The sequence below is a fragment of the Nocardioides salsibiostraticola genome (genome assembly GCF_054783655.1).
This window is the reverse complement of the sequence record NZ_BAAGQD010000025.1, coordinates 96,981-122,591: the sequence shown is the minus strand read 5'-3', so window position 1 is coordinate 122,591 and position 25,611 is coordinate 96,981. Positions and strand designations below refer to the sequence as shown.

24 protein-coding genes and 1 riboswitch are annotated in these 25,611 nt (G+C 68.3%); of the genes, 9 read left to right on the top strand and 15 right to left on the bottom strand.

Going from position 1 to position 25,611, the window contains the following annotated elements:
- Nucleotides 1-127: 127 nt before the first annotated feature.
- Nucleotides 128-1,597 carry a D-alanyl-D-alanine carboxypeptidase/D-alanyl-D-alanine endopeptidase gene (gene dacB / locus ACYVLV_RS12840; RefSeq protein ID WP_460810478.1) on the bottom strand — a complete coding sequence of 490 codons (1,470 nt, stop codon included), beginning with the start codon at nucleotides 1,595-1,597 and terminating at the stop codon, nucleotides 128-130.
- Between the two features lie 105 nt (nucleotides 1,598-1,702).
- Here dacB and ACYVLV_RS12835 point away from each other — a divergent pair, with 105 nt between their 5' ends.
- The 3 genes from ACYVLV_RS12835 to ACYVLV_RS12825 all read left to right on the top strand — a co-directional run bounded on the left by ACYVLV_RS12835 (nucleotide 1,703) and on the right by ACYVLV_RS12825 (nucleotide 3,573).
- A complete protein-coding gene (locus tag ACYVLV_RS12835) occupies nucleotides 1,703-2,218 on the top strand; it encodes an inorganic diphosphatase (protein WP_460810477.1) in 516 nt (171 codons plus the stop codon).
- Nucleotides 2,219-2,392: 174 nt separating this feature from the next.
- Entirely contained in the window at nucleotides 2,393-2,917 is a 525-nt protein-coding gene (locus tag ACYVLV_RS12830) for a hypothetical protein (RefSeq protein ID WP_460810475.1), read from the top strand.
- 80 nt (nucleotides 2,918-2,997) lie between these two features.
- Nucleotides 2,998-3,573, top strand: a complete 576-nt coding sequence (locus tag ACYVLV_RS12825; RefSeq protein WP_460810473.1) for a hypothetical protein — start codon at nucleotides 2,998-3,000, stop codon at nucleotides 3,571-3,573.
- Between the two features lie 12 nt (nucleotides 3,574-3,585).
- On the opposite strand, the gene ACYVLV_RS12820 is transcribed toward ACYVLV_RS12825, so the two are convergent.
- The 6 genes from ACYVLV_RS12820 to ACYVLV_RS12795 form a co-directional block, all read right to left on the bottom strand.
- Entirely contained in the window at nucleotides 3,586-4,263 is a 678-nt protein-coding gene (locus ACYVLV_RS12820) for a class I SAM-dependent methyltransferase (protein WP_460810472.1), read from the bottom strand.
- Nucleotides 4,263-6,242 (bottom strand): acyl-CoA dehydrogenase family protein, encoded by a 1,980-nt coding sequence (locus ACYVLV_RS12815; RefSeq protein ID WP_460810470.1) that lies wholly within the window; start codon nucleotides 6,240-6,242, stop codon nucleotides 4,263-4,265. The genes ACYVLV_RS12820 and ACYVLV_RS12815 overlap by 1 nt, the downstream gene beginning before the upstream one ends.
- Before the next feature lie 156 nt (nucleotides 6,243-6,398).
- Entirely contained in the window at nucleotides 6,399-7,451 is a 1,053-nt protein-coding gene (locus ACYVLV_RS12810) for a phosphatase PAP2 family protein (protein ID WP_460810469.1), read from the bottom strand.
- Nucleotides 7,452-7,519: 68 nt separating this feature from the next.
- The gene (locus ACYVLV_RS12805) at nucleotides 7,520-8,542 is read right to left on the bottom strand and encodes an ABC transporter ATP-binding protein (RefSeq protein ID WP_460810467.1); all 1,023 of its coding nucleotides are present in this window, start codon (nucleotides 8,540-8,542) and stop codon (nucleotides 7,520-7,522) included.
- The gene (locus ACYVLV_RS12800; protein ID WP_460810466.1) at nucleotides 8,542-10,185 is read right to left on the bottom strand and encodes an ABC transporter permease; all 1,644 of its coding nucleotides are present in this window, start codon (nucleotides 10,183-10,185) and stop codon (nucleotides 8,542-8,544) included. The genes ACYVLV_RS12805 and ACYVLV_RS12800 overlap by 1 nt, the downstream gene beginning before the upstream one ends.
- Nucleotides 10,186-10,201: 16 nt before the next feature.
- Nucleotides 10,202-11,260, bottom strand: coding sequence for a thiamine ABC transporter substrate-binding protein (locus ACYVLV_RS12795; RefSeq protein WP_460810465.1), 1,059 nt, complete (start codon nucleotides 11,258-11,260; stop codon nucleotides 10,202-10,204).
- A riboswitch (TPP riboswitch) is annotated at nucleotides 11,251-11,359 on the bottom strand. (Overlaps the previous gene by 10 nt.)
- A 377-nt stretch (nucleotides 11,360-11,736) precedes the next feature.
- Between ACYVLV_RS12795 and ACYVLV_RS12790 the strand changes: the two genes are divergently transcribed.
- Nucleotides 11,737-12,618, top strand: a complete 882-nt coding sequence (locus ACYVLV_RS12790; RefSeq protein WP_460810464.1) for a hypothetical protein — start codon at nucleotides 11,737-11,739, stop codon at nucleotides 12,616-12,618.
- Nucleotides 12,619-12,735: 117 nt separating this feature from the next.
- Here the strand turns inward: ACYVLV_RS12790 and ACYVLV_RS12785 are convergent, their stop codons facing one another.
- The gene (locus ACYVLV_RS12785) at nucleotides 12,736-12,858 is read right to left on the bottom strand and encodes a hypothetical protein (RefSeq protein WP_460810463.1); all 123 of its coding nucleotides are present in this window, start codon (nucleotides 12,856-12,858) and stop codon (nucleotides 12,736-12,738) included.
- Between the two features lie 201 nt (nucleotides 12,859-13,059).
- Here ACYVLV_RS12785 and ACYVLV_RS12780 point away from each other — a divergent pair, with 201 nt between their 5' ends.
- The 3 genes from ACYVLV_RS12780 to ACYVLV_RS12770 are packed head-to-tail and all read left to right on the top strand — an operon-like array spanning nucleotide 13,060 to nucleotide 15,867.
- Nucleotides 13,060-14,499, top strand: coding sequence for a glycoside hydrolase family 26 protein (locus ACYVLV_RS12780; RefSeq protein WP_460810461.1), 1,440 nt, complete (start codon nucleotides 13,060-13,062; stop codon nucleotides 14,497-14,499).
- 28 nt (nucleotides 14,500-14,527) lie between these two features.
- Nucleotides 14,528-15,445, top strand: coding sequence for an alpha/beta hydrolase fold domain-containing protein (locus tag ACYVLV_RS12775; protein ID WP_460810460.1), 918 nt, complete (start codon nucleotides 14,528-14,530; stop codon nucleotides 15,443-15,445).
- Nucleotides 15,442-15,867: a GNAT family N-acetyltransferase gene (locus tag ACYVLV_RS12770; protein ID WP_460810458.1), complete on the top strand. Its 426-nt coding sequence runs from the start codon at nucleotides 15,442-15,444 to the stop codon at nucleotides 15,865-15,867. Before ACYVLV_RS12775 ends, ACYVLV_RS12770 begins: the two co-directional genes overlap by 4 nt.
- 111 nt (nucleotides 15,868-15,978) lie before the next feature.
- Here ACYVLV_RS12770 and ACYVLV_RS12765 read toward each other — a convergent pair whose 3' ends face one another.
- The 5 genes from ACYVLV_RS12765 to ACYVLV_RS12745 form a co-directional block, all read right to left on the bottom strand.
- Nucleotides 15,979-17,097, bottom strand: coding sequence for an MBL fold metallo-hydrolase (locus ACYVLV_RS12765; protein ID WP_460810456.1), 1,119 nt, complete (start codon nucleotides 17,095-17,097; stop codon nucleotides 15,979-15,981).
- Between the two features lie 20 nt (nucleotides 17,098-17,117).
- A complete protein-coding gene (locus tag ACYVLV_RS12760) occupies nucleotides 17,118-17,930 on the bottom strand; it encodes an SDR family oxidoreductase (protein WP_460810455.1) in 813 nt (270 codons plus the stop codon).
- Entirely contained in the window at nucleotides 17,927-19,027 is a 1,101-nt protein-coding gene (locus tag ACYVLV_RS12755) for an NAD(P)H-dependent amine dehydrogenase family protein (protein ID WP_460810454.1), read from the bottom strand. The genes ACYVLV_RS12760 and ACYVLV_RS12755 overlap by 4 nt, the downstream gene beginning before the upstream one ends.
- Nucleotides 19,028-19,105: 78 nt before the next feature.
- Nucleotides 19,106-20,023 carry an SMP-30/gluconolactonase/LRE family protein gene (locus ACYVLV_RS12750; RefSeq protein ID WP_460810452.1) on the bottom strand — a complete coding sequence of 306 codons (918 nt, stop codon included), beginning with the start codon at nucleotides 20,021-20,023 and terminating at the stop codon, nucleotides 19,106-19,108.
- 181 nt (nucleotides 20,024-20,204) lie between these two features.
- Nucleotides 20,205-21,404, bottom strand: a complete 1,200-nt coding sequence (locus ACYVLV_RS12745) for an oxidoreductase (RefSeq protein ID WP_460810451.1) — start codon at nucleotides 21,402-21,404, stop codon at nucleotides 20,205-20,207.
- 191 nt (nucleotides 21,405-21,595) lie between these two features.
- On the opposite strand from ACYVLV_RS12745, the gene ACYVLV_RS12740 reads away from it, so the two are divergent.
- Complete coding sequence (locus tag ACYVLV_RS12740; RefSeq protein ID WP_460810449.1) at nucleotides 21,596-23,233, top strand: metallophosphoesterase family protein; 1,638 nt, start codon at nucleotides 21,596-21,598, stop codon at nucleotides 23,231-23,233.
- 34 nt (nucleotides 23,234-23,267) lie between these two features.
- Complete coding sequence (locus tag ACYVLV_RS12735) at nucleotides 23,268-24,158, top strand: oxygenase MpaB family protein (protein ID WP_460810447.1); 891 nt, start codon at nucleotides 23,268-23,270, stop codon at nucleotides 24,156-24,158.
- On the opposite strand, the gene ACYVLV_RS12730 is transcribed toward ACYVLV_RS12735, so the two are convergent.
- Together ACYVLV_RS12730 and ACYVLV_RS12725 are read right to left on the bottom strand one after the other, a co-directional pair.
- Complete coding sequence (locus ACYVLV_RS12730) at nucleotides 24,077-25,216, bottom strand: acyltransferase family protein (protein ID WP_460810446.1); 1,140 nt, start codon at nucleotides 25,214-25,216, stop codon at nucleotides 24,077-24,079. The two genes, ACYVLV_RS12735 and ACYVLV_RS12730, sit on opposite strands and share 82 nt — an antisense overlap.
- Before the next feature lie 52 nt (nucleotides 25,217-25,268).
- The gene (locus tag ACYVLV_RS12725) at nucleotides 25,269-25,553 is read right to left on the bottom strand and encodes a hypothetical protein (RefSeq protein WP_460810444.1); all 285 of its coding nucleotides are present in this window, start codon (nucleotides 25,551-25,553) and stop codon (nucleotides 25,269-25,271) included.
- Nucleotides 25,554-25,611 lie beyond the last annotated feature (58 nt).

The following is a 25,611-nucleotide window of genomic DNA, read 5'->3' as shown; positions in this document are numbered from 1 at the left end:
GGCGGCTGGCGGGAGTTTCACCGGCTAGCCGGTGAAACTGGACCTTGGACGAGAAAGTTTTGTCGTCCAAGCATGAGTTTCACCGGCCGGCCGGTGAAACTGGCGCACCACCCAAGCCCCACCAACCTCAGGAGCCACACCGACAGGCCCCGAGGGCGGCTGCTGCGTTGTCCAACGAGGTGCGCGCATCGGTCTCATCGACCTTCGCGATCCGATCAGCCATCAACGCGAACAGCATCAGGTTGCCGTCCCGGTCAGCGGCGACTCCGGCCAGCGACGTCACGGCGGTGAGGGTGCCGGTCTTGGCCCGCACCCGGCCCCGGCCCTCGGGGTCGCCTTCGGAGAAACGATCCGTCAGCGATCCGGTGAACCCGGCGACCGGGAGTCCCGCGATCACCGACCGCAGCTGGGGGAGGTCGGGACGGGTTCCGAGCGCGAGTACGTCGATCAGGGTCGTCGGGGCGAGCCGGTTCTGTCGGGAGAGCCCACTGCCGTCGTACAGCACCTCGGCCGATCCGAACGTGACGCCCTGCTCCTCCAGCAGCGACAGAACGCCCTGCCGCCCACCGTCGAAGCTGCCCTCGCCGCTGACCGCCAGCCCGACGTGGCGCAGCAGTACCTCGACGGCCTCGTTGTCACTGACGTCCAGGATCCGTTCGACGATCTGGGACACCGGCGGACTGGACACCGTCGCCAGCGCAGCCACCTCGCCCTGGGGCGCAGACCCCTGCTCGGGTACGCCGACGACCTCGACCCCCGCATTGCTCAACGCCCCGCTGAAGACGGTCGCCGCGGTCAGCGGCGGGTCCTCCACGCGGCCGGTGCCCTCCGCGGGACGACCCTCGTCGACCCACAGGGATCCGATGCGGGAGACCTCGCCGTCGGGGATGTAGTCCTCCTCCCACGTGGGGCTGCCCTCCGGACCGGTGAACAGCGAGTCGTCGTAGGTCACCACCACCCGGCGGCGGCCCTGCGCCAGGAGAGCCTTCGCAGTCTCTCGAGCCAGGGTCACCACATCGGCGCGGATCGGGTACGACGGAGCGTCGGGGTCTGTGCCGGCCGGCTGGGAGGCCAGGAACGGGTCGCCTCCCCCGACCAGGACGATCCGTCGCCCCGCGCCGGGGACCACGGTCGTCTCGAAGGTGTGGTCGGGACCGAGCGCCAGGAGAGCCGCCGTACTGGTGACGACCTTGGTGGTGGAGGCCGGGATCGCCACGGCTGCCGCACCGGTGCGTGAGGTGTAGACCGGGTCGGTCCCGATCGGCGCCACCGCCGACAGGACGTGACCGCCCAGGTCGGGGTCGGCCAACTGCGGGGCGACCGCCCGCCGAACGGCGCGTCGGCTCAGCGCGACCGTCTGGGCGGGGATCGGCTCGGCCACCTCCTCCGCGGGGACCAGCGGAGGAAGGCTCAAACCGGGAGGTGGCGCGATCGTGGTCGGCTCGACCGGTACCGCCACCTCGCGGGGGCCGAACACCGCTTCCAGGGCGTCGTCGGTCAGGTCGTCGGCCAAGTCATAGCGCCAGACCGCCAATCCGGCGACGATGAGGGCGAGAACGACGACGAGACGGGCGGCAAATTTAACCGAACTTCTCACATTTCCCTCCCGCTGCGCGTGCCAAGTCGGCATGCGGGAGACTAGCGTGCGGCCTGTGATGGGTCGTTCCCCATACGTGACCCCCGACCGGGTGGTCTGACTGTGATGATCGCGGAGGCTGATGTGTTGGAGTTCGACGTACTCGTGGAGATCCCCAAGGGCGAGCGCAACAAGTACGAGGTGGACCACGAGAGCGGGCGTATGCGCCTGGACCGCATGCTCTTCACCTCGACCCAGTACCCCTCCGACTACGGGTACATCGAGAACACCCTCGGTCAGGACGGCGACCCGCTGGACGCCCTGGTCCTGCTCGGTCAGCCGACTTTCCCCGGTTGCCTGATCAAGTGCCGCGCGATCGGCATGTTCCGGATGACCGACGAGGCCGGTGGCGACGACAAGGTCCTGTGCGTGCCCGCCTCGGACCCGCGTCAGGCCCACCTGAAGGACATTCACGACGTGTCGAAGTTCGACCGCCTGGAGATCCAGCACTTCTTCGAGGTCTACAAGGACCTCGAGCCCAACAAATCCGTCGAAGGCGCCGACTGGGTCGACCGTGAGGCCGCCGAGGCCGAGGTCCACGCCTCCTTCCAGCGGGCCAAGGACAACCCCTCCGCTCACTGATCCATCCCGTTCGCCCGTTGGCCCTTCGAGGTACGTCGGGGTTGCGGCACCGACCGTGCCGACGTACCCCGCCGACCTCGCGGGGCCTTTTGGCGTACTTCGAGGCCCCATCTGGCGAACTTCGCGGGGCCATTCGGCGAACTTCGTGAGGACGGGAACCACTAGGGTCGAGACATGCGTTCTCATGCCCGCGTGCTGGCCACCGTCGGCCTCGCCGTCTCCTTGAGCCTGGGCGTCGCCGGGTGTGGCAACGACCCCACGCGGGAGGAGTTGATCGAGGACATCGCCGCGGAGCTCGAGGTCGAGCCCTCGATCGCGGAGTGCTTCGCTGCGGCGTACGAGGACGTGGGGATCTCGCTGGAGGATGTGCAGGAGGTCGGCCGGGGCACCACACCCGACGACGTGGACCCCGGCGAGTTCGGCGAGGCGAGTGTCACCGCACTCGACTGCCTGCCCGACGACCAGCGCGACGAACTGATCGACGACGCCACCGAGGATGACACCGACGCGGCCCGGGAAGGGTTCGTCACCTCCTTCATGGCCACCGCCCCCGAGGGCACCACCGAGGACCAGGCCGGGTGCGTCTTCGACGCGGTGCTCGAGGCCGGGGTGAAGTTGTCGGAGCTGGCCACCACCACCCTGTCACCCGCGACGCAGACCGCCCTGAACGACGCCGTGGAGCTCTGCGGCCTCTCCTGAGCGGCCTCCTGAGTGGCCTGCTTGAGCGCACCTGTGGATAACTCGACGCACCGATCCGCGGACCGACCTAGGGTCTGCCCATGCCTCAGAGTCGCCGTTCCCGCCTTCGCGTCACCCTGCTCCTCCTCGCGGGGCTCGTGCTCTTCCTGGGCGTGACCGCCTACTCCCTCGGGTCCACCGACCAGACGTCCTCTACGACCTTGCTGAGCGCCGAGGATGAGCAGCTGCGCGACGACACGGTGGCCCTCGGTGTGCTGAGTGACCAGGATGCCGATTGCCTGCTCAAAGGCTTCCGGGACGCGGGTTTCACCGCCGAGGAGACCGGGGCTCTCGCCAGGGGTGAGACACCCGACGGGATCGACCCATCGGCCTACGCCGAGGCGAACGCGGCGCTACGCGCGTGCCTGGATGACGACGCCCTGAGGAAGTTCACCGCGAAGAGCATCGAGCTCAGCCCGCCGGCGTCGATCCGCAACAGCTTCATCACCTCGATGATGGCCGTCTCGGCGGTCGCCATGACCCGGGAGCAGGGCGGGTGCGTCTACGACTCGCTTGTCGCGAGCGGGATCGACTTCGCCGACGTCCTCATCGACCCCGAGGACGCCGAACTGGGGTCGCACCTCGACGACGCACTACTGATGTGCGGGCTGATCTGAACGAGTCGACCCTCAGCCCTTCGATCCGCGGAAGTAACCCATCGCCCCACTGCGCTCGAGGGTGGGTTCGATGATGCCCTGACCGGCCAGCCAGGCCGTGATCTCGGGGCCGGTGCATCCCGGGCCCAGCAGGTTGCCCAAGCGCCCGAACCGACGCATCGGCTCGTGTCGCAGGCCCGTGTCGTTGAGGATCGCGCTGCCGCTGATCACGCCGCCAGGCTTGAGGACACGCACCATCTCGATGACCGCGCGAGCCGGGTCGGGGAAACAGTGCAGCCCGGTGAAGGAGACCACGAGATCGAAGGAGTTGTCGTCGTACGGCAACGCCTCGACGTCGGCGATCTGCGGGTCGACCTGGTCGCTCAGACCCCGCCGACGCGCGGCCACGGCCGTACGCTCGAGCATGGCCTGGGAGATGTCGGCGGCGACGTAGTCGACACCCTGACCGGGGGTCAGACCACGCAACGCCACCCCACCCCCACACGGTACGTCGAGCACGCGTGCCCCGGGCGGCTGCAGGGCGATCTCCGCGGCGGCACGGTAGAGCCGGAACAGATTGCTCTGGATGCCCAGGGCCCACGCAGCACCTCCGAGCACCGGGTGCTCGACGGTCCAGTCGTAGATCGGCGCCCACAGGGGGTCCTCGGCCCAACCCACCAGCCCGAGTCGGGGAAGCCGGGTCCGTGCCATCAGGATCCGATCAGGTCGGGCGCGCGCAGCAGTTCGGTGGGGATACCGAAGGCGTCGACCAGGTCCTCGGCCAGCGGACGCACCTTGCGGCACAGCGACTGGACCTCACGACTGATCGCCTTGCTGCGCGGGGAGGACAGCCGCCCGTGCTCCATCCACCACGCCGCGTCGGCCTCGACCGTCGACAGCGCGTGGAGGTCGCACAGCAGGCTCAGGGCCACCTTGTGATCGCCCTCGGGCATCGCCCGGGTCTTGTTCACGAACGCCTCGAGCACCAGTCGCTCCACGTGGGCGCGGGCCGCGCCCAGCACATGCGGCTGCACCCGACTGAAGACGTCGCCGGGGTTCATCCCCGAGTCGACGCCGCGCTTGAGGCGGCGCGCCGCACCGCTGAGCATGTGTTCCTCGCGGAACCGCAGCATTGCGAGGTGATACTCGGAGTCGAGTAGACCGGCTTCCTGGTCCCACCCGTCATCGCCTCCGGGCAGCACGTCCTTGATCCGCTGGAGGAGCTTGTGCACGTTGGTCTTCTCGATGACCGTCTCGACGGCCAGGCTCGCCACGAACTTCACCATCGCGAACTCGTCCATGTCGGCGAAGTCGCTCGAGTAGTCGGTCAGCAACCCCTTGGCCACCAGCTGCAGCAGGACGTGGTTGTCGCCCTCGAAGGTGGTGAAGACGTCGGTGTCGGCCTTGAGCGCGGCGAACCGGTTGACGGCGAGGTAGCCCGCACCACCGCAGGCCTCGCGGCACTCCTGAATGGTCGCGGTGGCGTGCCAGGTGCCCAACGCCTTGGTGCCCGCGGCACGCGACTCGAGCTGGCGTCGCGCCATCTCGTCGTCGGTCACCCCGGAGAAGACGTCGTGCAGCTGTCCGGCGACCACCTCCTGGGCGAAGTGCAGGGCGTAGGTGCGGGCCAGCAGCGGCAGGAGTCGCTTCTGGTGCACCCCGTAGTCGAGGAGCAGTTCCTCGACGTTGTCACCGGTGCCGTCGAACTGGCGGCGGTGCTCGGCGTACTTGATGGCGATCGTCAGCGCCACCTTGGAGGCGCTGATCCCGGCGCCGCCGACCGAGACCCGGCCCTGGACCAGGGTCCCGAGCATGGTGAAGAAACGGCGGTTCGGGTTCTCGATGTCGCTGGTGTAGACGCCGCTGGCGCTGACGTCCGCGAACTGGTTGAGCAGGTCCTTACGGGGAACGCGGACGTTGTCGAACCAGATCTTTCCGTTGTCGACGCCGTTGAGGCCCATCTTCAGGCCGTCGTCCTCGATGCGTACGCCGTCACAGACCTTGCCGTTCTCGCGGACGCGGACGACGAACGCGTGAACGCCCTGGTTCTCGCCGGCGACGTAGAGCTGGGCGAAGACGACCGCCAGCTCGGCGTGCTTGGCCGCGTTGCCGATGTAGTCCTTGTTGGCCAGCTCCCCGCGGGTCTCGATCACGAACTCCTCGGTCGCCACGTCGTAGGTCGCGACCGTGCCGAGCGCCTGGACGTTGCTGCCGTGCCCGGTCTCGGACATGGCGAAGCACCCCATGACCTCGCCGGTGATCGTCGCCGGGAGGTACTCCTGGTGGTGGCGCTCGGTGCCCAGTTGCAAGATCGCACCGCCGAAGAGCCCGAACTGGACCCCGACCTTGACCAGGACCGACAGGTCGCCGTAGGCGAGGGTCTCGAAGGAGGCCACCGAGGCGCCGATGTCTCCCCCACCACCGAGTTCCTCGGGGAAACCCATGCCGGTCTGGCCGGTGGCGGCCATCTCGACCACGATCTCCTTGACCCGCTCGCGGAACTCGTCGCGCGTCATCGTCTCGGCGTCCTCCAGCACACCGGCCGTCTCGACCATGTTGCGCCGGACCAGGTTGCGGACCTCGGCGTACTTGCCGTCCAGGGTCGCGACGAGGGCCGGGACGTCGATCGACGGCTGCGAGTACGCCGACGCCGCTTCGGTGGGTTCGGGCCGAGTGGTTTCAGACTGCATGGAATCAGACTGCATGGAATCAGACTGGGGCGAGTCGGAGGACGCGGCGGACTCGGGAGCGGAGGTGTCGGTGGCCATGAGGCCACGCTACCGGGATGGCCGAGGCCACGTCCCGGCTAACGGCACGCACCACCCCGAAGGGTTATTCCGCTGAGGTCAGGCAGATTCGCGGGACTCGACCGGGATCGCCGAGGTCGTCGTGGTCGGGTGCGACTGCAGGCTGTGCCGTTCGAACTTCTGACCACTGGCGATGCCCCCGAGGTAGAAGGCCAGCAGGGCGATGAGGACCCCTGCGACGTCGTCGGCGATGTAGTGCCAACCGAAGTAGAGCGTCGCGACGATGGTGATCGCGAAGTTCACCCAGAAGACGATCTTCAGGACGCGGTTCCGCAGGGTGAAGTGCACCATCAGGGCGACCAGCAACGTGATGGCCGTGTGCAGGCTCGCGAAGCCCGCGACAGACTGCACCACCCCTTCGACGCCGCCGTTGACGACTTGGTTGCGCCCGTTCGCCAATCCGTCCATCAACTTGCCGGTGGGGGTGTTGGGCAGGTCGGCGTACTTGGAGACGTATTCGAATCCGGGACCCAGTGTCGGCAGCATGTAGTAGGACAGGGTGCCCAGGCTCCACGCGATGCATTGGGAGGTGGCGAACCAGTAGCCGAAGGACAGGTTGCGGGACCAGACCAGCCAGGCGGTCAGGGCCAGCGGCACCAGGGGGAGGAACCAGAGGTAGATGTAGGAGAGGAAGAAAGCGATGAATCCCGTGCCCAGGACGGCGTGCAGGATGTCGGAGGGGTCGTTACCGAACATCAGCACGCGGTCGACCAGGTGGAGTTCGCGGTCGTACTTCGTCTGGATGATGAACGGCAGGAACGACTTGATGTTCCGATAGCTCACGTAGGTGATGTAGAAGCAGGCGATCCCCAGGACGACCAGGGTGACTCGGTCTCGGGTCCAGTGGGAGTGGATGCGCTCCATGAAGACCGACTTCATCGCCGGGACCTTGAACTTCGACTGCCACAGGGTTCGCGGCAGGAGGTCCACCAGGAAGGCTCCTGCCAGGAGCATCGGCAGGCGCACCCACGCCGGACCGAGGAACCCGTCGGGGTCAGCGAGGCTCTTGTCCTTCCAGACCGCGAGGGTGATCGCCGTGGCGCCCATGATCAGAGCCGTGCCGATGAGCACGGTGTAGGCGCGGCGATACATGGGCCCCATAGTAGGGACGCGTCCTGATATCGGAAACACAGCGAGGTCATGACCTCGCCCACTATCGGTCAGTCCGTGGCCGGCACCGCCGAGCCGACCCGGGCCGATCTTGCCGGCTCGAAGCGCAACCCCACCTCGTCGCCGACCACTACCGGCGTCCCCGGCGCTGCGACCGCGTCGACCTCCTCCAGCTCACCCGCTACCCGCAGCGCGACCACCAGTCGCGTCTGGTCGGGTGTGGACCGGGCGGCGAGTACGACGCCCGCGAGCGTCCCCCGGGCGTCCACCTCGAGGGCCGAACGCCGCAGGGCCAGGTCGGGCTGCTCGGGGCCCACCGGCACCTGCGCGCCCAACAGCAGGCTCGCCGTACGGTCGGTGACGACGCGGGAGTAGCCGAGGAACAGGGCGGTCTCCGCATCGACCGGGGCGGCCCACACGTCGGCGATCGGGCCCTGTTGCACGATTCTGCCCTCGCGCATCACGACCAGGTGGTCGGCGATCGCGAAGGCCTCCTCGTGGTCGTGGGTGACCAGCAGGGTGGTGGTGCCGGCGCGACGGAGGATCTCGCGGAGGTCTCCGGCCAGGCGGACCCGCAACCCCGAGTCCAGGGCGGAGAGGGGTTCGTCGAGCAGGAGGAGTCGGGGGTCGGCTGCAAGCGAGCGAGCCAGGGCGACCCGTTGCCGCTCGCCGCCGGACAGGGTGCCGGGGAGGCGGTCGGCGTACCCCTCCAACCCGACGAGGGCGAGCAGTTCGGTGACCTTCTCGGCGACCGCGGCCCTGCGCCGCCCTCGGATTCGTAGGGCGTATCCCACGTTGCGCGCGACGGTGAGGTGTCCGAAGAGTTGCCCGTCCTGGAACATCAGCGCGAACCCACGTTTGTGGGTGGCGACCGGGGCGAGGTCCTCGCCGTCCCACGCGATCGTGCCGTGCTGGAGGGGTTCTAGACCGGCCACTGCGCGCAGGAGGGTCGACTTGCCGCAGCCCGACGGCCCCAGGATGGCGGTGACGCTCCCGGCCGGGGTCACCAGGTGGGCGCCCTGGACCGCAGGGGTCCCGTCGTAGGCGACCGTGACGTCGTCGACGCGCAGCATCACCAACCTCCCATCGTCGGCACTCGTAGCCGTTCGACGGCCAGCATGACGGTCGCGGTGACTGCGGCCAGCACGACCGAGGCCGCCAACGCCATCCCGTAGTTCTGCGCCCCCGGGTGCCCGATCAACCGGAAGATCACCAACGGCAGGGTGACGGCGTCGTCGCGGGCGAGGAACGAGGTGGCCCCGAACTCCCCCAATGAGACGGCGAACGCGAACCCGGCGGCGGCCAGAAGCGGTTTCCACAGCACCGGCAGGTCCACGGTCGCGAGGGTCCGTAAGGGTCCGGCACCCAGCGAGGCGGCGGCCTGGCGTTGCCGGTCGTCGATGCTGTGCAGGACCGGCACGAGCGTGCGGACCACCAACGGGAGGGCGACGAGCGCCTGAGCGATCGGGACCAGGGCCCGGGAGTCACGCAGGTCGAGGACGCCGGAGTCGAGGGTGATGAGGAACCCGAAGCCCAGGGTGACCGCGGAGACGCCCAAGGGCAGCATGAAGAACCCGTCCAGGAGTGCCCGGGTCCGTCGCTCTGCGGCGCTGCGCGACCGCCGTGTCACCACGATCGAGACGAGCAGACCGAGCAGGAGCGAGAGCCACATCGCGTCGACGGCGGTCCGCAGCGAGGTGACCAGTGCCTCGGTGGCCGGTGCGGCCAGCGCCTGGTTGACCCCCGGGGTGGTCAGTGCGCGGTAGTTCGCCAGGCTCCATCCGGTCGGAGTCTGCAGGGATCCCGCGACCAGGGTGGCGATAGGAGCGGCGACGAAGGCGAGCAGCGTGAGAGTGAGCGCGACCTGGGGGAGATCGCGGCGGCGTACGGGTACGGGCCGGGTCAGGGCTCGGCTCACGGTGGGGTCGGCAACCCGGCGCAGGCGAGCGGCCAGGGCGAGGAGGGCAACCACCGCGACGAGTTGCACGATGCTCAACGCCGCCGCGGCGGGGAGGTCGAGCAGGTCGGTGGTGAGGAAGTAGATCTCGGTCTCCACCGAGGAGTAACGGGTGCCGCCGAGGGTCAGCACGATGCCGAAGGCGGTCGCACAGAAGAGGAAGACCACGCTGGCCGAGGACACGATCGCGGGCCGCAGGGCGGGCAGGGTGACGGTGCGGAACACCTGGCCGGGGGTGGCGCCCAGGGAGGCCGCCGCCTGGCCAGGACGGGGATCGAGGGTCTCCCAGGTCGCGCCGACCGTGCGGATCACCACGGCTGCGTTGAAGAAGACCAGTCCGGCCACGATGGCCACCGGGGTGCCATCGAGATCCAGGAAACCCAGCGGACCGGCCTCCCCGATCAGTTGCCGGAACGCGACCCCCACGACGACCGTGGGGAGGACGAACGGCACCAGCAGCGCACCGCGCACCAGTCGTCTCAGCGGGAAGGCCAGACGGTGGAGCGTGTACGCCGCGGGTACGCCGACCGCCACCGCGATCGCCGTACCCAACGAGGCCGACCAGAGGGTGAACCACAGCACCCGGACGGTGCGGTCGCGGGTGAGGACGTCGAGCACCGCGCCGGGCTCGAACCGGTCGTCGGGGAAGAACCCCCGTCCGACCATCCCGGTGACCGGCAGCACGAAGAACACCCCCAACACCGCGACCGGCAGCAGGGCCAGTCCGATCAGGGATGCGATTCTCCGGCGGCCGGTCATCGGGTGATCGGTCCCGTCAGGAGGACGTGACGTCGCTCCACTCGCGCAGCCAGTCGTCGCGGTTCGCGTCGATCTCGGCCGGGTCGACCGCGACCGGGTCCTCGGCGCGGGTGGCGAACTCGGCCCACTCGGTCGGCAGCTCGACGCCGTCGACCACGGGGAAGACGTACATCGACTCCGGCAGTGCGGCCTGGACGTCGTCGCTGAGCAGGAACTCGATCAGCTTCTGACCGCCTTCCGCGTTGTCGGCTCCGTCCAGGACACCGGCGTACTCGACCTGACGGAAACAGGTGTCGAGCAACGCGCTGGTCGTCGAGGTGCCGTCCTCGGCGATGGTGAACGCCGGCGAGGAGTCGTAGGACAGGACGATCGGACGGTCGCCGCCGCCGCCGCCCTGGGTGAAGTCGACCTGGTAGGCGTCCGACCAGCCGTTGGTGATCTTGGCGCCGTTGTCCATCAGGTCCGACCAGTAGGTCGGCCAGTCGTCGCCGAACTCACCGATCGTGGCGAGCAGGAAGGCCAGCCCCGGGGAGCTGGTGGCCGCTCCGGGGGTGACGAACAGGTTCTCGTACGCCGGGTCGGTCAGGTCGTCGAGGGACGTGGGGGCGGCCAGGTCGCGCTCGGCGAACCAGGTCTCGTCGACGTTGACGCAGACCCCGCCGGTGTCGACCGGGGCCATGGTCGCGTCGTCGCCGGGCAGAACGTACTGCTCGGCACCGTCGGGGAGGGTGGCGTCGTACGGCGCGAAGACGCCCTCGGTCAGCGCGCGGCTGCCGAAAGCGTTGTCGACCCCGAAGGCGACATCGCCCTGGGGGTTGGCCTTCGACAGCACCAACTTGTTGGTCAACTCGCCGCCGTCCCCGTTGGAGCGGGTGACCAGCTTCAGTCCCGACTCCTCCTCGAACCGGGTGCGCAGCTCGTCGGACAGTACGAACGAGTCGTGGGTCAGCAGCACGACTTCGCCGCTGGCCTCTTCCTCGTCAGCAGCACCAACGACCGAGCAGGCCGAGGTGGCCAGTACAGCGGTGCACGCGAGCGCCACCAGGGTCGACTTCTTGCGGGCAGGGTTCTTCATCTCCGACTCCCTTCGCCGGTCTTAACCGGAGCAGGTTCTTAGGGTCTGCGGCGGATCCGCACTCTCAGCACCGCGATGGGTGCTCCCCTGTCATGTGCTGCGGAGTCTACCTGTGGCTCCGTCGGCCGCTGGGGTGGCCCGGGGTGGCGGTGAGTTAGCAACCATCCCGCTTCCAGATCCGGTACCCCACTCACCGCCGACCCACGGCAGCCCGGGCGGCGGTGAGTTAGCAACCCTCCATGCCTCGACCTCGGTTGCGTACTCACCGCTCCCCCCGAGCCCAGCCGAGTGGGGCCACCGACCCGTGAAGTTGCCACAGCCAGTTTGGGCGGACGTGTTCTGCACAGTTGTTGGGTTCTGCTCGACTCGATTCGCCGCATCTGAGATCGGATCGGGGGATGCAACCGATTCCACCCGAGCTAGTCCATGGGCCCTTTACCAAAGCTCAGGCACACTCCGCCGGAGTCACATCTCGCATGCTTCAGGGCCGACGCTTCCGACGCATCCATCCCCGTGTGTGGGCCCTGGCCGATGCCTCCCTCACCCACAGTCAGCACATCGAGGCGGCCCGGTTGGCCCTCCCTGCCGATGCGCGGCTGACCGGCATCACTCGTCTGCAGGACGCCGGGTTGAGCTTCGGGCCCAGATTTCCGATGCGCTTCGTGGTGGCTCGTGACCATCACCTGGCCCTGGACGACATCTTCGTGCACCGGACGAAGGTCATGCCTCCCTGCGACGAGCGGTCAGTCAGCCCCTTCGCCGCTTTTCTGGCGTACTGCGCCTTGGCCCGGGTCATCGACGCGATCAAGGTCGGGGACTGGCTAATGGGGAAGGGACTCTGCGACCCCGCCACGATTGAGGCCTATGCGTTGGCGAACCTGTGGCGACCCGGCGCCGACGAGGCGATCTGGATATTGCCGTACCTGAGCGGGGAGTCCCGGTCCTTCCCGGAGTCGGATACGCGGGCCATCGTGACGTTCGCGGGTCTCCCGGTTCCCGAAGTGAACGTGAGAGTTCCTCTCGAAGATCCTCGGGTCGTCATCGCGGATCTTCTCCTGCGACCGTGGCGCACGGTCATTGAGTACGAAGGCTCCCAGCACCAAGTTGATCGCCGGCAGTACATCAGCGATATCGACCGGTACGCCGTACTCCGCCGAGAGGACTACGCCTACGTCCAAGTCACCCACGAAACCGTCGGCCGCCCACAACAGGTGGCGCTCGATGTCCACCGCGCCCTGGTCCAACAGGGGTACGCCGGCCCAGCGCCGGAGTTCGGGAACCGCTGGCGGCAACTGTTCGGTTCGGTCACGCTGGCGGTGGGCGAGCGTCCCGCGCTGCGGCGGGCCCCGGTGAGCTAGCAACCGTTTCCCCCGATCAGTCGGTTGTTCTCTCACCGCCACCCCGGGCCGGCGGTGCGCCGGCAACCGAATCGACCGGCCAGTAGGTTGCTCTCTCACCACCGCCCCGGCCGCACCTCAGCGACACAGCTCCACCGGGTCGGCCATCCTGCTCAGCTTGTCCGGGTTGAGTACCAGACAGAGGTGGCAGACCAGACCATCGATGATCGACACCGTGGCCACCGTGTCCAACTCCCCCACGACGTCCCGCTGTCCAGACCCGAGCGGATGCCGACCAGGAAGCGCAGAACCTTGTCGCGCCCGCGTATCGGGCGACGAGCAGTTGGGTTCTCCATCAAGACACCGACCGAGCCGGGTGTGTGACAGGTCCTACCCCGAGATTTTTAGTATCAACCACGGGTTGCCAGGTGAGGGGAGATCATGGGGATGATGGGTACCGAGATGACCAGCACCCGAGACCTCCGCCGTGGATCGCGCCTTGCGCGACCGCGCACGCCTGCCCTGACGACGCGAATGCCCATCGGGCTCGCGATCCTGCTCGCGTTGTCGCTCGCCGGGCTCGGCATCGCCCCGACGTACGCCGCGAACGACTTCCCGGCCCCCGCCCCCGGCTCGTCCTGGTTCGGGGCCGATCTGGACTGGGATGACGACGACGCCGACCTCTACACCCAGCGGCTCGGCTCCAACGTCTCGCTTCTCGCGCGGTCGGTCGACTATCCCCTCACCGCGACCTCGACGAGTGCCCTGAGCGACCTCGCAGCCCAGGCGCGGACCCAGGGCGCGGTGGCGGTGTTGAGCCTGGAGCCATCGGTGGGCCTGGACCAGTTGACCCCCGACGACGCCCGGGATGTGGTGGAGGCGCTCAACGATCTGACCCGCGACCTGGGGACCGCGTTCCTGATCCGCTTCGCCCCGGAGATGAACGCGAGTTGGACCTCCTACGGGCAGCAACCCACGGCGTACGTCGATGCGTTCGTCGTCTTCGCCGACGTCGTCCACACCCTCGCCCTGTCCGCGGCGACGGCCTGGGTGCCGGCGTACGGCGGTGGCTATCCGTTCGGGGGGTCGATCACCGATCCCGTGCGAGGCACGGTCCTCGACGGCGCGCTCTCCGCGACCGACCGGGCGCTGCTCGACACCAACGGGAACGGCCGCCTCGATGTGCGGGACGACCCGTACGGCCCCTACTTCCCCGGCGTGGAAGCGGTGGACTGGGTCGGCCTGACGATGCTCAGGTACGGCGCCGAGGACTCCCCCGATATCGGCACCGACACAAGCACCACCACGAACACGATCGCGAACGCGACCGAGTTGCAGGAACGACTAGAGGACGAGTTCGAGTATCCGGCCATGTCGAGGCCCGGCTTCTACGAGCGGTACGCCGTGGACCGGGAGAAGCCGATGTTGCTGCTGACCGGTGCGGCGTACAGCGCGCAGGCCGCCGAGGCCGGTGGACCCACCGAGCGGGCTGTGAAGGGTTCCTGGCTCCGGCGGGTCCTGTCCGCGGCCCGGGCTCGCCCACAGATCAAGGCCGTGGTGTGGTTCGAACCGACCCGCGAGGAGCCTGAGGTCGGCTCCGTCGTGCGGTGGGGGCTGACCACCTCACCCGCCCTGGGCCGGGCGCTGGGGCGGATCCTCCAGGCCGGCGAACTCGATCTCGCCCCGCTGACGGGACAGACGACCGACGCCGAGCCGGGAGCCACCGACGACCCGGAAGCCGATGACTCCTCCTCGACCGACAGCCTGATCGACCGGGCGACCGACGCCGTCGGGTTGTCGATGGTCCAGGTCTCGTTGCTGCTGCTCCTGACCCTGATCAGCATCACCCTGTGGCTCACCTGGCAGGTCCGCCGGCAGCGAATGCGTCCACCCTGGGAGTGATCCCGCACCGATATGGAAGGCTCCGACCATGCCGAGCCTGCGTCATTCGTTCCTGGTCTGGGCCCTACCGCGTGTCAAGGGCTCCCGCGATCTCGATGATCCCGCGGACACCGGGCCGGAGCGCGCACGCCTCGAGGCCTGCCAGAGCGGACTCGAACCCCGAGTTCCCTCAACCCTGGTGCCGCGTTTCGACCGCGACTACACCGTGGCGGCCCAGACCCTGACCGGCCCCGAGGGTGACTTCGTCGCCCACGTCATCACGCCGCGGCGCGGAATCCCCGACTGCACGCTCTACTACGTGCACGGCGGTGGCTTTGTGTCGCCGATCGACCCCTTCCACGTGCGGTACGCCGTACGCCTGGCCAAGGCGCTGAACGCCCGGATCGTGATGCCCGACTACCCGCTGACGCCGACCCACACGTGGCGTGCCTCCCACGACGCGATCGCGGAAGACGTGGCCAAGTGGTCCGCACAGGGCCGGGTCGTCCTGGCCGGAGACTCCGCCGGCGGCGGCATCGCCCTGGCGGTGGCGCAGACGGTTCGCGACCGGGGTGGTCCGCAGCCCAGTCAGATGTTGATGTTCGCCCCCTGGGTGGATCTGACCACCAGCACTCCGGAGACCTACACGCTCGACGAGTGGGACCCCTGGTTGTTCGTGGGCAAGATGGACGCCTACGCCGGGTGGTGGGCCGGGGACGACGACGCCGGACGGCCGGAGGTCTCCCCCGTCTTCGGGGACCTGAACGATCTGCCGCCGACTCAACTGTTCTGCGGCACCCGCGACCTGCTCGTGCCCGGGTGCCGGATGCTGGTCGACCGGGCCGCGGCGTCGACGTGGGAGCTGACGTATCTGGAGGCAGAAGGGCTGCTCCACGTCTTCCCACTGCTCCCCGCCATCCCCGAAGCCCGCCGCGCCTGGCGGCATACGTTGGAGTTCCTGCGATGAGCGTCCGTCTGCGGAGGTTCACCGAGCTCTCTCCGGTCGACGCCCACGACGTGTGGCAGTTGCGCCAGGACGTGTTCGTGGTCGAGCAGGGGTGCCCCTACTCGGACCTCGACGGCCGGGACACCGAACCCGAAACCCTCCACGCGGTGCTGCACCAGGACGGTGAGGTCGTCGGCACCCTGCGCGTCCTCGACGACGGCGACTGCTGGCGGATCGGGCGGGTGGCGCTCGCGTGCGGCGTACGCGGTCGTGGGCTGGCGGACGACCTGATGGCCGCCGTACTCCCCGAACTGACCGACCGGCCGATCGTGCTCGACGCCCAAACACCCCTGGCCGGCTGGTACGCCACCCACGGCTTCACCCCCGACGGCCCGGAGTTCATCGAGGATGACATCCCGCACCTCCCCATGCGCCACCCCTGACCACGAAGTTCGCCAGATGGGGCGCCGAAGTTCGCCAGATGGGGAACGCCACCGGGCACGTCCCCATTTCACGAACCTCGCGGGGCCATTTGGCGAACTTCGTGGAGACTCTCAGGGGAGGAGGGTGTAGGTGAGGCCCGGTTGGTTGTCGGGGTCATCGGAGGGAGTGCTGCGGGTGGCTTGACCCCGGGCCACGAGAAGCTCGAGGTGGGCCTTGGTCTCCATGCTGGCCATCCCGGCGCTGAAGAGGTCCAGGGTGTCGAAGGCGTGTTCGTGGCGGGTCCAGCCGAGGTGACCGGCGACGTCGTACGCCGTTTTCCCACCGGCTGCAGAGGAGTCAGAACTGACCAGGGCCGCCAGGCACTGGTCGAGCCGGGTTTCGTGGAAGGCCAGGAGTTCGTCGACGCGGGCGTGGGAGGACGGCGAGACCGGGCCGTGCGCGGGCAGGATCTGGAGGTCGGGCAGCGACCGCACCTTGGTGAGCGAGGCCATGAAATGGCCCAACGGCTGATCGGTCTCCGGGACGGTGAACCCGATCGAGGGAGTGATCGTCGGCAGCACGTGATCTCCGGCGAAGAGCAGCGAGGCGGCCTGATCGGCGAAGACGTAGTGCCCGGGCGTGTGACCAGGGGTGTGCACCGCGTCAATGGTGCGGGAGCCGACGGTGATCTGCTGATCGCCCTCCAGCCAGGTGCCCGGGTAGGCCCACATGGCTGGGTCGGGTCGTTCGTCGTCCTTACCGCCCGCGATCCACGCCTCGGCGATCTCGTGGGCGCCGGCCGAGCGCAACACGGTCGCGAAAGGGTTCTCGGTCAGGTCATCGACATTGTTCAGCAGGTCGAGGGCGTCTTTCTCCTCGACGCCGAGCGTCACATCGATGCCGAGTTCACTGCCCAGCACCCGAGCCATCGTGTAGTGGTCACGGTGCACATGGGTCACCAGGAACCGGCGGATGTCACCGAACCCGGATCCGATCTGGCGCAGGCAGCGGTCCAGCAGTTCCCGCGCCTCGGGAATGGCCCATCCCCCATCCACAAGGGTCAGACCAACGGGTGTCTCGATGACGTAGACGTTGATCGCACGCAGCCCGTCCATAGGCAGCGGCAGCGGGATCCGGTAGATCCCCTCGGCCACCTTCCAGGCGCCCTCGGCCGTCCAGTGCTCGCCGGAGTCGGGCGAGATCGCCCGAGCCGTGCTGACCCCGGGATTGTTGCGGTTGTGGGTGCTCATCAGCCGAGGCTAGACGCGCGTCAGATCGACACGTCAGGCAGGTTCAGATCGAGGTTGGGTTGTTGGATGCCGCCGTCGACCTCGAGGATCTTCCCGGTGACGTACTGCCCCGCCTTCGAGCTGAGGTACAGCGCGGCGGCCGCGATGTCCTCGGCCTCCCCCACCCGACCCAGCGGGGTCTTGGTCTCCATCTGATCCATCATCTCGGGGACACCGGCGACGAACTCCAGGGCGCTGGTCATCACCGAGCCGACGAAGATGCCGTTGACCCGGATACGGGGCGAGAGGTCGGTGGCCGCCAGGCGGGCCCAGTGCGCGAGCGCCGCCTTCGCGGTGCCGTAGGCCAGATAGCCGCGACCCGAGGCGCGCCCCATCATCGAGGAGATGTTGACGATCGACTTCTGCGCGGTGTCGGCCTCGCCACCAGCCAGCATCAACGGGACCGCCGCCAGGCTCAGCGCGTGGGCGGTGGAGACGTTGAAGTGGAAGGACTCCTCGAGGTAGGCCACGGTCGTCTTCATGAACTCGTTGGGGATCGTCCCCCCGACGTTGTTCACGACCGTGTCGAGGCGACCGAACTCGTCGTACGCCGCTTGCGCCAGGCCGGCCACCGCGTCGGTGTCCGAGAGGTCGGCGGGGATGACCAGAGCCCTACGTCCGGTGGCGCGGATCGCGTCGGCGACCTTGTCGAGTTGGGACTCGGTACGCGAGGAGATACAGACGTCGGCGCCGGCCTGAGCGAACGCGACAGCGGTGGCAGCACCGATCCCACGGCCCGCGCCGGTAACAACGGCGACCTGATCGGTGAGGGTGAAGCGATCCAGGATATTCACGCGCTGGCCCCGGTTCCCGTGACCAGGCCCCGACCGGTGATCAACGGCAGATCCTTGGCCCGAACGATCCCGGGGGCGGCGGCCACGACGGCGGGCAGCGCGTTGATGATCCGCTGGGCGGTGGTGATCATCCCCGAGACGTTGTGGTCCCCGAACTCGCCGTGGTGGGTGAAGTCGACCTTCATCATCGGCTCGCCGGTGATCTCCACGCGGTAGCACCCGTCCCCGATCGGGGGTTGGGGCCAGTCGGGCATCTGGTCGGGCTTGGTGCGAGTGACGTGCTCGAGCACGATGCGCGGAACCCCATCGACCTTGCCGATCACCTGGAAGCGGACCGCGCCCATGGTGCCGGCCTCGATGTTGCCGGAGACGGACTCGATGTCCTCGGTCGCGGCCTGCCGGTCGACCTCCTCGGTGAGGGGCTCATCCAGGGTGACATCGAGACCGGCGGCGATCTGACGCACCACACTGCCCCAGGCCATGGTCAGGATGCCGGGCTCCCACAGCATGGCCTTGAAGTCCATCGGCTTGCCGAAGCCGAACAGTTCACTCATCACCACCGGCTGGTAGTAGGTCGAATAGTCGGCGATCTCCGAGACCCGCACCTCGTCGATACGTTGGCTCAGGCTGGTCATGGCCAGCGGGAGTACGTCGTTGGCGAACCCCGGGTCGATGCCGTTGATGTGCATGGAGGCGTTGCCCGCGGCGCAGGCGTCCTCGATGCGCGCGATGAACTCCGGGGGCAGGATCTGCTCGGGCCACTGCAGCAGCACCGGGCCGCTGGAGGTGACGTTGATGCCGGCCTCGACGAACGAGATCAGGTCCTCGATGCACTCGAAGACCCGGTCATCGGCCATCGCGGTGTGCACGATCGCGTCCGGCTTCAGCGCGATCAGCGCGTCCCGGTCGGTGGTCGCGAGGATCCCGAGGTCGCGACCCAGATCGGCCAGGACGCCGGCGTCCTTGCCGTCCTTGTCGGGGTTGGAGACCCACACCCCCACGAGCTCCATGTCGGGGTGGGCGTCGATCCCGGCGATGGCGTGGCGTCCGATCGTCCCGGTGGACCAGACGACGACGCGATACTTGTCTTGAGTCATACCCCGCAATCTAGAACACGTTCTAGTTTGCGGCAAGGACAGGCCACACCAAGGCCCCTCCGCACGGGCCGGACCTCCTTAGGGATGCAGCCGGGTGACGGTCCCGAGAAAACTCGTGACATAGAGGGATTCGCGGTCCCAACCCCGTCCCGCACCGAACCGCAACGAGGAGGAGAACGGCAGCCCTCTAGCGATCGTGCAGGAGGCACCGGACCGCGGGTCGACCCGCAGGATCGTGCCCGCAGCGTTGAGCGTGACGTAGAGGTAGCCGTCCCGACCGAGCACGATCTCATCGGCGGAATTGGCCGGCCCGAAGCCAGCCATCGTGATCACACGTGGCTTACGACCTGGGTGGTCGAGGTCGACCACGCTGATCGTACTCGCGACGTTGAACGTGGAGACGATGTAGACCACCCGCCGCCGGACGTCGACAGCCATGCCGTTGGTAGACGTGACGCTCGGCGCGAACGTCGCCTGACGCCCTGCCGGATCGATCCTCGTCGTGCGCCCCGGCAGCCCGACATCGCGGCTCACCAGGAACGACCGATCGGGCAGCCGCACCAGTCCGTTCGGCATGGCGAGCCCCCGCGCCTTGACCCGTACCTTCCCGGTCACCAAGTTCACGACCGACAACGTCCCCGTCCGACTTCCCAACTCACCAGCGATGCCGTCGGCGAATCCGTTGCCCGTGGTGAAGAACAACTTGCGGCCCACGACGACCTGGCCGCCCGGCGACGTCACATCCGGCACCACCACCCGGTGTCGCCCCGAGGGCCGCAGACGCACGATCGCACCGGGACCCGTCAGCTGCCCCGCGGAGAGCAACAGCCCGCCGCGGCGGTCGAAGGAGAGGTTCTCCAGTACGCCGAGACCTGACGCCACCGTGCTCTGTCGCCAGGTCGAACAGCCGGGTTCGGCGGCCGCCGCCGGACGAGCAGGCGAGGTCACGGGTGTCACCAGCAGGGCGGCCAGAACTGCGAGCGCCGTACTCTTCACGATGCGATGGGGGGTCACGTCTCGTTCAACGATGGCCGGCATCGCGGGTCACGCGACGCGCCATCGATCCTGCTGGGTCCTCGAGATCGCGTCCCCATCTCGCGAACTTCGCGGGGCCATTTGGCGAACCTCGCGTCCCCATCTGGCGAACTTCGCGGGGCCATTTGGCGAATTTCGTGAGTCAGGGGAGCACAGGACAGTGGGTGCCGCGGTCGGAGTAGATCGTCGGCATACACCGGTTGCAGTGGATGCAGAGGCCTTCGGTGGCCGCGCCGGAGGCCAGCCGGTTGACCAGGTCGGGCTCACGCAGCACCGCTCGACCCATGGCGACGAAGTCGAAGCCGGCCGCCATGGCCCGGTCCATCGTGGCGCGCTCGTTGATGCCGCCCAGCAGCATCAACGGGATGGTCAGCGCCTCGCGGAACGCGACCGCCTTGTCCCAGAAGTACGCCTCCTCGAAGGGGTACTCCTTCAGGAAGGTCCTCCCCATCGGGGTCTTCAACCCGAAGCGCACCAGGGGCGGCATCGAAGCGGCGAATTCCTCCCGAGGCACTCCCCCGCGGAAGAGGTACATCGGGTTCATCAACGAGCTGCCCCCGCTGAGTTGCAGGGCATCGAGGTGGCCGTCGGCCTCGAGCAGTCGGGCGATCTCGATCCCCTCCGCGGTGGTGACCCCACCGGGGAATCCGTCGCCCAGGCTGAGCTTGGCGGTCACCGCAACGGCGTCGCCGATCTCCTCCCGCACCGCTCGAGCGACCTGCCGGGCCAACCGAGCCCGGTTCTCGAGCCCGCCACCCCACCGGTCGGACCTCCGGTTCAGAGCAGGGGCGAGGAAGGAGGAGATCAGGTAGCTGTGCGCCATGTGCAGTTCGAGTACGTCGAAGCCTGCCGCCACCAGGGTCCGCGCGGCCGCGACGTACGCCCGGGTGACACGGGTCAGATCCCGTTCGCTCGCGGACCCGATGAACTGCATGCTCAGCGGGCTCGGCATCCGGCTGGCCGCGATCGCCTTGACGCCGTTGGAACGGCCGTTGGCCACCGGTCCCGCGTGGCCGACCTGTCCGGCGATCGCCGCGCCCGTCTCGTGCACCGCTTCGGCCAGTCGCGCCAACCCGTCCGACGTCGAGTCCCCCACCACGATCTGCTCGGCGTGCGTACGGCCCTCCGGGGCCACCGCCAGGTAGGCCACGGTGGTCAGACCGATCCCCCCTCGGGCGGGAGCCAGGTGGTAGTCGATCAACCCGTCGGTGACCTGGCCGTGCGGGGTCCGTCCCTCGAAGGTCGCCGCCTTGACCGTTCGGTTGCGCAGCGTCACCGGCCCCAGCTCCACGGGAGCGAAGACATCCGGTGCGGGAGTGGTGGGGAGCGGGGAGGGAGCCATGCTCCTCATCATGTCGCCGCGCGGACCACACGGGTCAGGAACGACCGTTCCGCGAACCTCGGGCCGCAGAGCGCCCCGGTTTCTGCGGGCTTCAGCGGAGACCGGCATTCGCCTGCCGACTGGCGGGACCCACCCGTAGACTGCGCGAGGCCTCTCAGCCATGGGGGTTGGGCGAAGGAAGGGTTCAGCAGATGTCGGTCGCACTTCGGGTCCGCGCGCGAGCCCGGAACCCGACGGCCCTCAACCCGACTGGGCTGCGTCGTACCGCAGGAGTCCTGGCGCTGACGATGGCCGTGTTCGGACTGCACTGGTCCGGCGCCAACACCCCCTCCGTGGCCGCCTCCGACGTGGTCAGCACCCAGTGGAGCGACGCTGGCCTCCTGGTCCCGAACTACTCCTCGCTGGACGGACAGGTCGGCGTCACCGCCGGCCCCAAGACCGTCATGGTGATCCGGTTGGAGAACGCCCGCTTCGTGTCCATCCCGAAGCAGTGCCTGAAGAGTTCGACGATCAACCCCCGCTCGCGGATCTCTGCCGACAGCCAGCGGCTGGAGTGTTGGCTGACTTCGACCAAGAACAACCGCACCGTCAACTTCCGCACCCTGGTCTTCGGTTCCAACACCGCGATGGTGCGGGCCCAGGTCACCGTCTCCGGCAGCGGTAGCGGCACCTTCCCCTCGCGCATGATCACCCCCGGAGCACCCCGCGCCGTCCCGGGCCTGCGCCTGCTCTCGAGCCCGGACTTCCTCAACGCCGACGTCGCGGATCTACGCCGCGGGCCCAACTTCTGGCGGGCCGCCTCGGTCCCCAACGGCACCAACTCCGACTACGAACGAGCCCTGAACGGGGTACTGGACGACTGGCAGTCGACCAAGCCCGACGCCGTGCTCGTCGCCGGCGACATGGTCAACGGGCACTGGGGCCTGGACAAGGCCAAGACCGGGGTCTTCGGACCGGTGAAGACGTTCAACCAGAAGCGCAAGGCCCTTGCCCGGGCCGCCTCGACCTACTACTCCCAGTGGCTCAAGCGGTTCAGCTCCCGCGATCTCGACGTCTTCACCGCGATGGGTGACCACGAGTTCGGCGACGACCCGTTCCTGGGGCCCAAGCGCCGCCTCGCGCCGACCTTCGAGAAGAACTACGCGAAGTACTTCACCAAGACGCCGGCTGGAAAGCCGCTGTTCTCCGAACGGCCCCGCGGCAAGCACGAGTTCAGTGCGTACGCCGGTCGACCCCGGCCCGACACCCTGGTCGTCACCCTCAACGTCTTCGACACGACCAAGAACGGCACCCGCATCCGGGTCGACCGGCAGCAGATGAAGTGGCTGCGCAAGGTCCTCGCCCAGGCCAAGCGGGACGACGTGAAGTGGATCATCGTCCAGGGACACACCCCGATCCTCTGGCCGGTCCGGGTCCGCGGATCCAGCGGCCTGCACTACGAGAACGGTCGCAACTCCGAGCTCTGGAAGGTCTTCAAGAAGTACGGCGTCGACCTCTACCTCACCGGCGAGGTCCACGACATCACCGCCACCGAGGCCGACGGCATCACCCAGATCGCCCACGGCGGGGCCTTCCAGTTCGGCCTGACGAACTACCTCCTCCTCGACTTCTACGGCGACTTCGTCTACATCACCGCCCGCGACTACGACGCCACCTTCAGCAGCGGCCTGCCCAAGGACCGGGTGTGGGAGACGCGCCCGGGTGGCGGGCCGGCGTCGATCAAGGTCAAGCCCGAGCCCTTCACCGTCGGGACCGCGATGCTGATGCCCAACGGTGAACTCACGGCCAAGAGCGGTCTGCTGCTCCCCTGGAACGGTGGCTACAACTAGTCGAGATGGCTAGTCTCCCCACCATGGAGACAGGATGCTGAAGAAGAGGTGGCAGCGCCGCAACGAACAGTTGCACCCCGAGACGGACTACGTCGAGATCTATCGCAACCTCTCGACCTACGACTTCCCCTGGGACTTCAACCAGTCCCTCAGCCTGGCCCTGTTCCGCACCTACGCCGTGCCCAGCGTCGGGCGCCTCCTCGACGAGACCGGTCAGTTCACGACCGACTGCCAGAAGCGGTACGACGACACGGGACTCCTCCTCGAGGCGCCGTTGGTCCATGGCTTCGACAGCGAGACCGGACGCGCCGGTATCCGTCGGATCAACCAGATGCACCGGATGTACGACATCTCCAACGACGACTTGCGCTACGTCCTGTCCACCTTCGTGGTGGTGCCCAAGCGGTGGCTCGACGACTTCGGCTGGCGGGCGCTGACCACCGGCGAGCTGCGCGCAACGGTCAACTACTTCCGCGAACTCGGCCGGCACATGGGGATCACCGGGATCCCCGAGACCTACACCGCATTCGAGTCCCTGATGGACGACTACGAGGCCGAGCACTTCGCCTACGACGAGGGCGCGCGACGGGTGGCCGACTCCACTCTGGGGTTGATGGTCTCCTTCTACCCCTCGGCCGCGGCGGGCGTCGTGGAGAAGTTCAGCCAAGCCCTGATGGACCCCGCTCTCCTGGCCGCCTTCAGGTACGACGAGCCGGGTGAGCCGATGCGTCGAGCGGCCCGTCTGGCGTTGCGCACCCGCGCCCGCGCCCTGGCCTTCGCCCCGTCACGTCGGAAGCCGGCCCTGGTCATCGACAGTCCCCGGATCCGCAGCTACCCCAACGGCTACGACGTGCGGAAACTCGGCACGTTCCCGGCTGCGACCCCTTCGGCGGCCGGCTGCCCGGTTCCGGTCCGCAGCGCCTGATCCGACCCGCGCCCGACCAGGGCCGCCGGAGCGGCGAACAAGAAGCCGAACCCCAGCAGCCGCAGCGCCTCGTGCAGGGCCAGACACGCCATCAGCGTCACCGCGGTGAGCGCCAGTGGGAAGACGCCACTGACCAGTATCGAGGTGGTGCTCAGTCCATCGCCCAGGTCGAGTGAGAGGTGACCGACGGCCGAGAGTACGGCGAAGTGCAGCACGTAGACCCGCAGCGTCCGTTGACCCAGCCACACGAGTGGTCCGGCCAACCACGAGACGCGGGCCGCCCGGACCGCCCAGGCGATGCCGAGCGGTATCCCCACCAGGCTCAGGGCGACGACCTGGAGACTGCGCGGCCACCCCAGCGTCGTCGTACCGACCGTGAGGGCCACATAGAGCAACGACAGCAACCCCGCCGGAAGCGGGTTCGCCCCGAGGCGGCGCACCACCTGGGGGTAGTAGGCCCCGGCCAGGAAGAACACGAAGTGGAACAGCACAGCGGCGCGGTTCGCCTCCTCGAAGGGGTACCACGACTTCGCCAGCGACAGGGCCAGGGCTGCGGCCAGCACCACGGGCGCGGGCAGCACCCGCAAGACCTTGGCCACCACGAAGTAGAGGACCATCGCGTAGAGGAACCACATGCTGGTGGCGGCCCACATGAGCTCACCGAAGTAGTCGCCCAGGTCCTGGGTGCGGTTCGCCGGCATGACCGTGTCCAACGAGTAGATCGCCCAGAACACCGTCAGCCACACGGCGTAGAGCCAGTAGCCTCCGACGATCCGCGCTCGGGCGTCCGCCCAGGGCCTGGTCACTGCCCCGGCTGCGAAGAACCCACTGATCAGGAAGAACAGCGGCATCCGGATGGGCTTGAGGGCGCCGGTGACCTCGGCCCACGCGACGCTGACCGAGCCCAACTCGGCCGGGACAAGATCCACGACGAACAACTTGGTCGCGTGGTGCAGCACGACCAGAACGATGCAGGCGCCCTTGGCGATGTCCGGCCAGTCCAGACGCGCCCGGCTGGTCGCGGTTGCGGCTGGGGTGGTGGCTGTAGCGGCTGACATCGGGGGATTCATGGCGTGAAGTGATCGGGTCCGCGCAAGCGCGGCGCAGCCGTCACTGGGACAGCGGCACCGCGGCGGGCTCTGTCGTCTGCGACGAGGGGACGGTGGGCTGCGAGGAGCTCTCGCGGGCGACGCGCGCCTTGGTCTGGGTCAGGCCCAGGGCCCAACAGGTCGGGCAGCCACGAAGGAAGAAGACGCCGACCGGCGCCAGCAGCAGCATGCCCGCGCCGTACGCCGGGATCAGGGCGAAAGCGGCCACCAACAGCGGCAGACCGACCGCGCCACGCAGCAGATGTGCGCGCACCGTCCGGCTAGCGAAGGTGGTGTCCTCGTCCATGGTCCGAGTATGCCGGGGCACCCATCGGGAACCCCACTCGAAGTCGCTGTGACTTCCA

Excerpts from the sequence above, each read along its gene's own strand:
- ACYVLV_RS12770 (WP_460810458.1), top strand. The coding sequence starts at position 15,442 with ATGAGCGTCCGTCTGCGGAGGTTCACCGAGCTCTCTCCGGTCGACGCC.
- ACYVLV_RS12830 (WP_460810475.1), top strand. The coding sequence starts at position 2,393 with ATGCGTTCTCATGCCCGCGTGCTGGCCACCGTCGGCCTCGCCGTCTCC.
- ACYVLV_RS12735 (WP_460810447.1), top strand. The coding sequence starts at position 23,268 with ATGCTGAAGAAGAGGTGGCAGCGCCGCAACGAACAGTTGCACCCCGAG.
- ACYVLV_RS12775 (WP_460810460.1), top strand. The coding sequence starts at position 14,528 with ATGCCGAGCCTGCGTCATTCGTTCCTGGTCTGGGCCCTACCGCGTGTC.
- ACYVLV_RS12805 (WP_460810467.1), bottom strand. The coding sequence starts at position 8,542 with ATGCTGCGCGTCGACGACGTCACGGTCGCCTACGACGGGACCCCTGCG.
- ACYVLV_RS12835 (WP_460810477.1), top strand. The coding sequence starts at position 1,703 with ATGATCGCGGAGGCTGATGTGTTGGAGTTCGACGTACTCGTGGAGATC.
- ACYVLV_RS12730 (WP_460810446.1), bottom strand. The coding sequence starts at position 25,216 with ATGTCAGCCGCTACAGCCACCACCCCAGCCGCAACCGCGACCAGCCGG.
- ACYVLV_RS12765 (WP_460810456.1), bottom strand. The coding sequence starts at position 17,097 with ATGAGCACCCACAACCGCAACAATCCCGGGGTCAGCACGGCTCGGGCG.
- ACYVLV_RS12825 (WP_460810473.1), top strand. The coding sequence starts at position 2,998 with ATGCCTCAGAGTCGCCGTTCCCGCCTTCGCGTCACCCTGCTCCTCCTC.
- ACYVLV_RS12795 (WP_460810465.1), bottom strand. The coding sequence starts at position 11,260 with ATGAAGAACCCTGCCCGCAAGAAGTCGACCCTGGTGGCGCTCGCGTGC.
- ACYVLV_RS12800 (WP_460810466.1), bottom strand. The coding sequence starts at position 10,185 with ATGACCGGCCGCCGGAGAATCGCATCCCTGATCGGACTGGCCCTGCTG.
- ACYVLV_RS12780 (WP_460810461.1), top strand. The coding sequence starts at position 13,060 with ATGACCAGCACCCGAGACCTCCGCCGTGGATCGCGCCTTGCGCGACCG.
- ACYVLV_RS12725 (WP_460810444.1), bottom strand. The coding sequence starts at position 25,553 with ATGGACGAGGACACCACCTTCGCTAGCCGGACGGTGCGCGCACATCTG.
- ACYVLV_RS12745 (WP_460810451.1), bottom strand. The coding sequence starts at position 21,404 with ATGGCTCCCTCCCCGCTCCCCACCACTCCCGCACCGGATGTCTTCGCT.
- ACYVLV_RS12740 (WP_460810449.1), top strand. The coding sequence starts at position 21,596 with ATGTCGGTCGCACTTCGGGTCCGCGCGCGAGCCCGGAACCCGACGGCC.
- ACYVLV_RS12820 (WP_460810472.1), bottom strand. The coding sequence starts at position 4,263 with ATGGCACGGACCCGGCTTCCCCGACTCGGGCTGGTGGGTTGGGCCGAG.
- ACYVLV_RS12790 (WP_460810464.1), top strand. The coding sequence starts at position 11,737 with ATGCTTCAGGGCCGACGCTTCCGACGCATCCATCCCCGTGTGTGGGCC.
- ACYVLV_RS12810 (WP_460810469.1), bottom strand. The coding sequence starts at position 7,451 with ATGTATCGCCGCGCCTACACCGTGCTCATCGGCACGGCTCTGATCATG.
- ACYVLV_RS12755 (WP_460810454.1), bottom strand. The coding sequence starts at position 19,027 with ATGACTCAAGACAAGTATCGCGTCGTCGTCTGGTCCACCGGGACGATC.
- ACYVLV_RS12815 (WP_460810470.1), bottom strand. The coding sequence starts at position 6,242 with ATGCAGTCTGAAACCACTCGGCCCGAACCCACCGAAGCGGCGTCGGCG.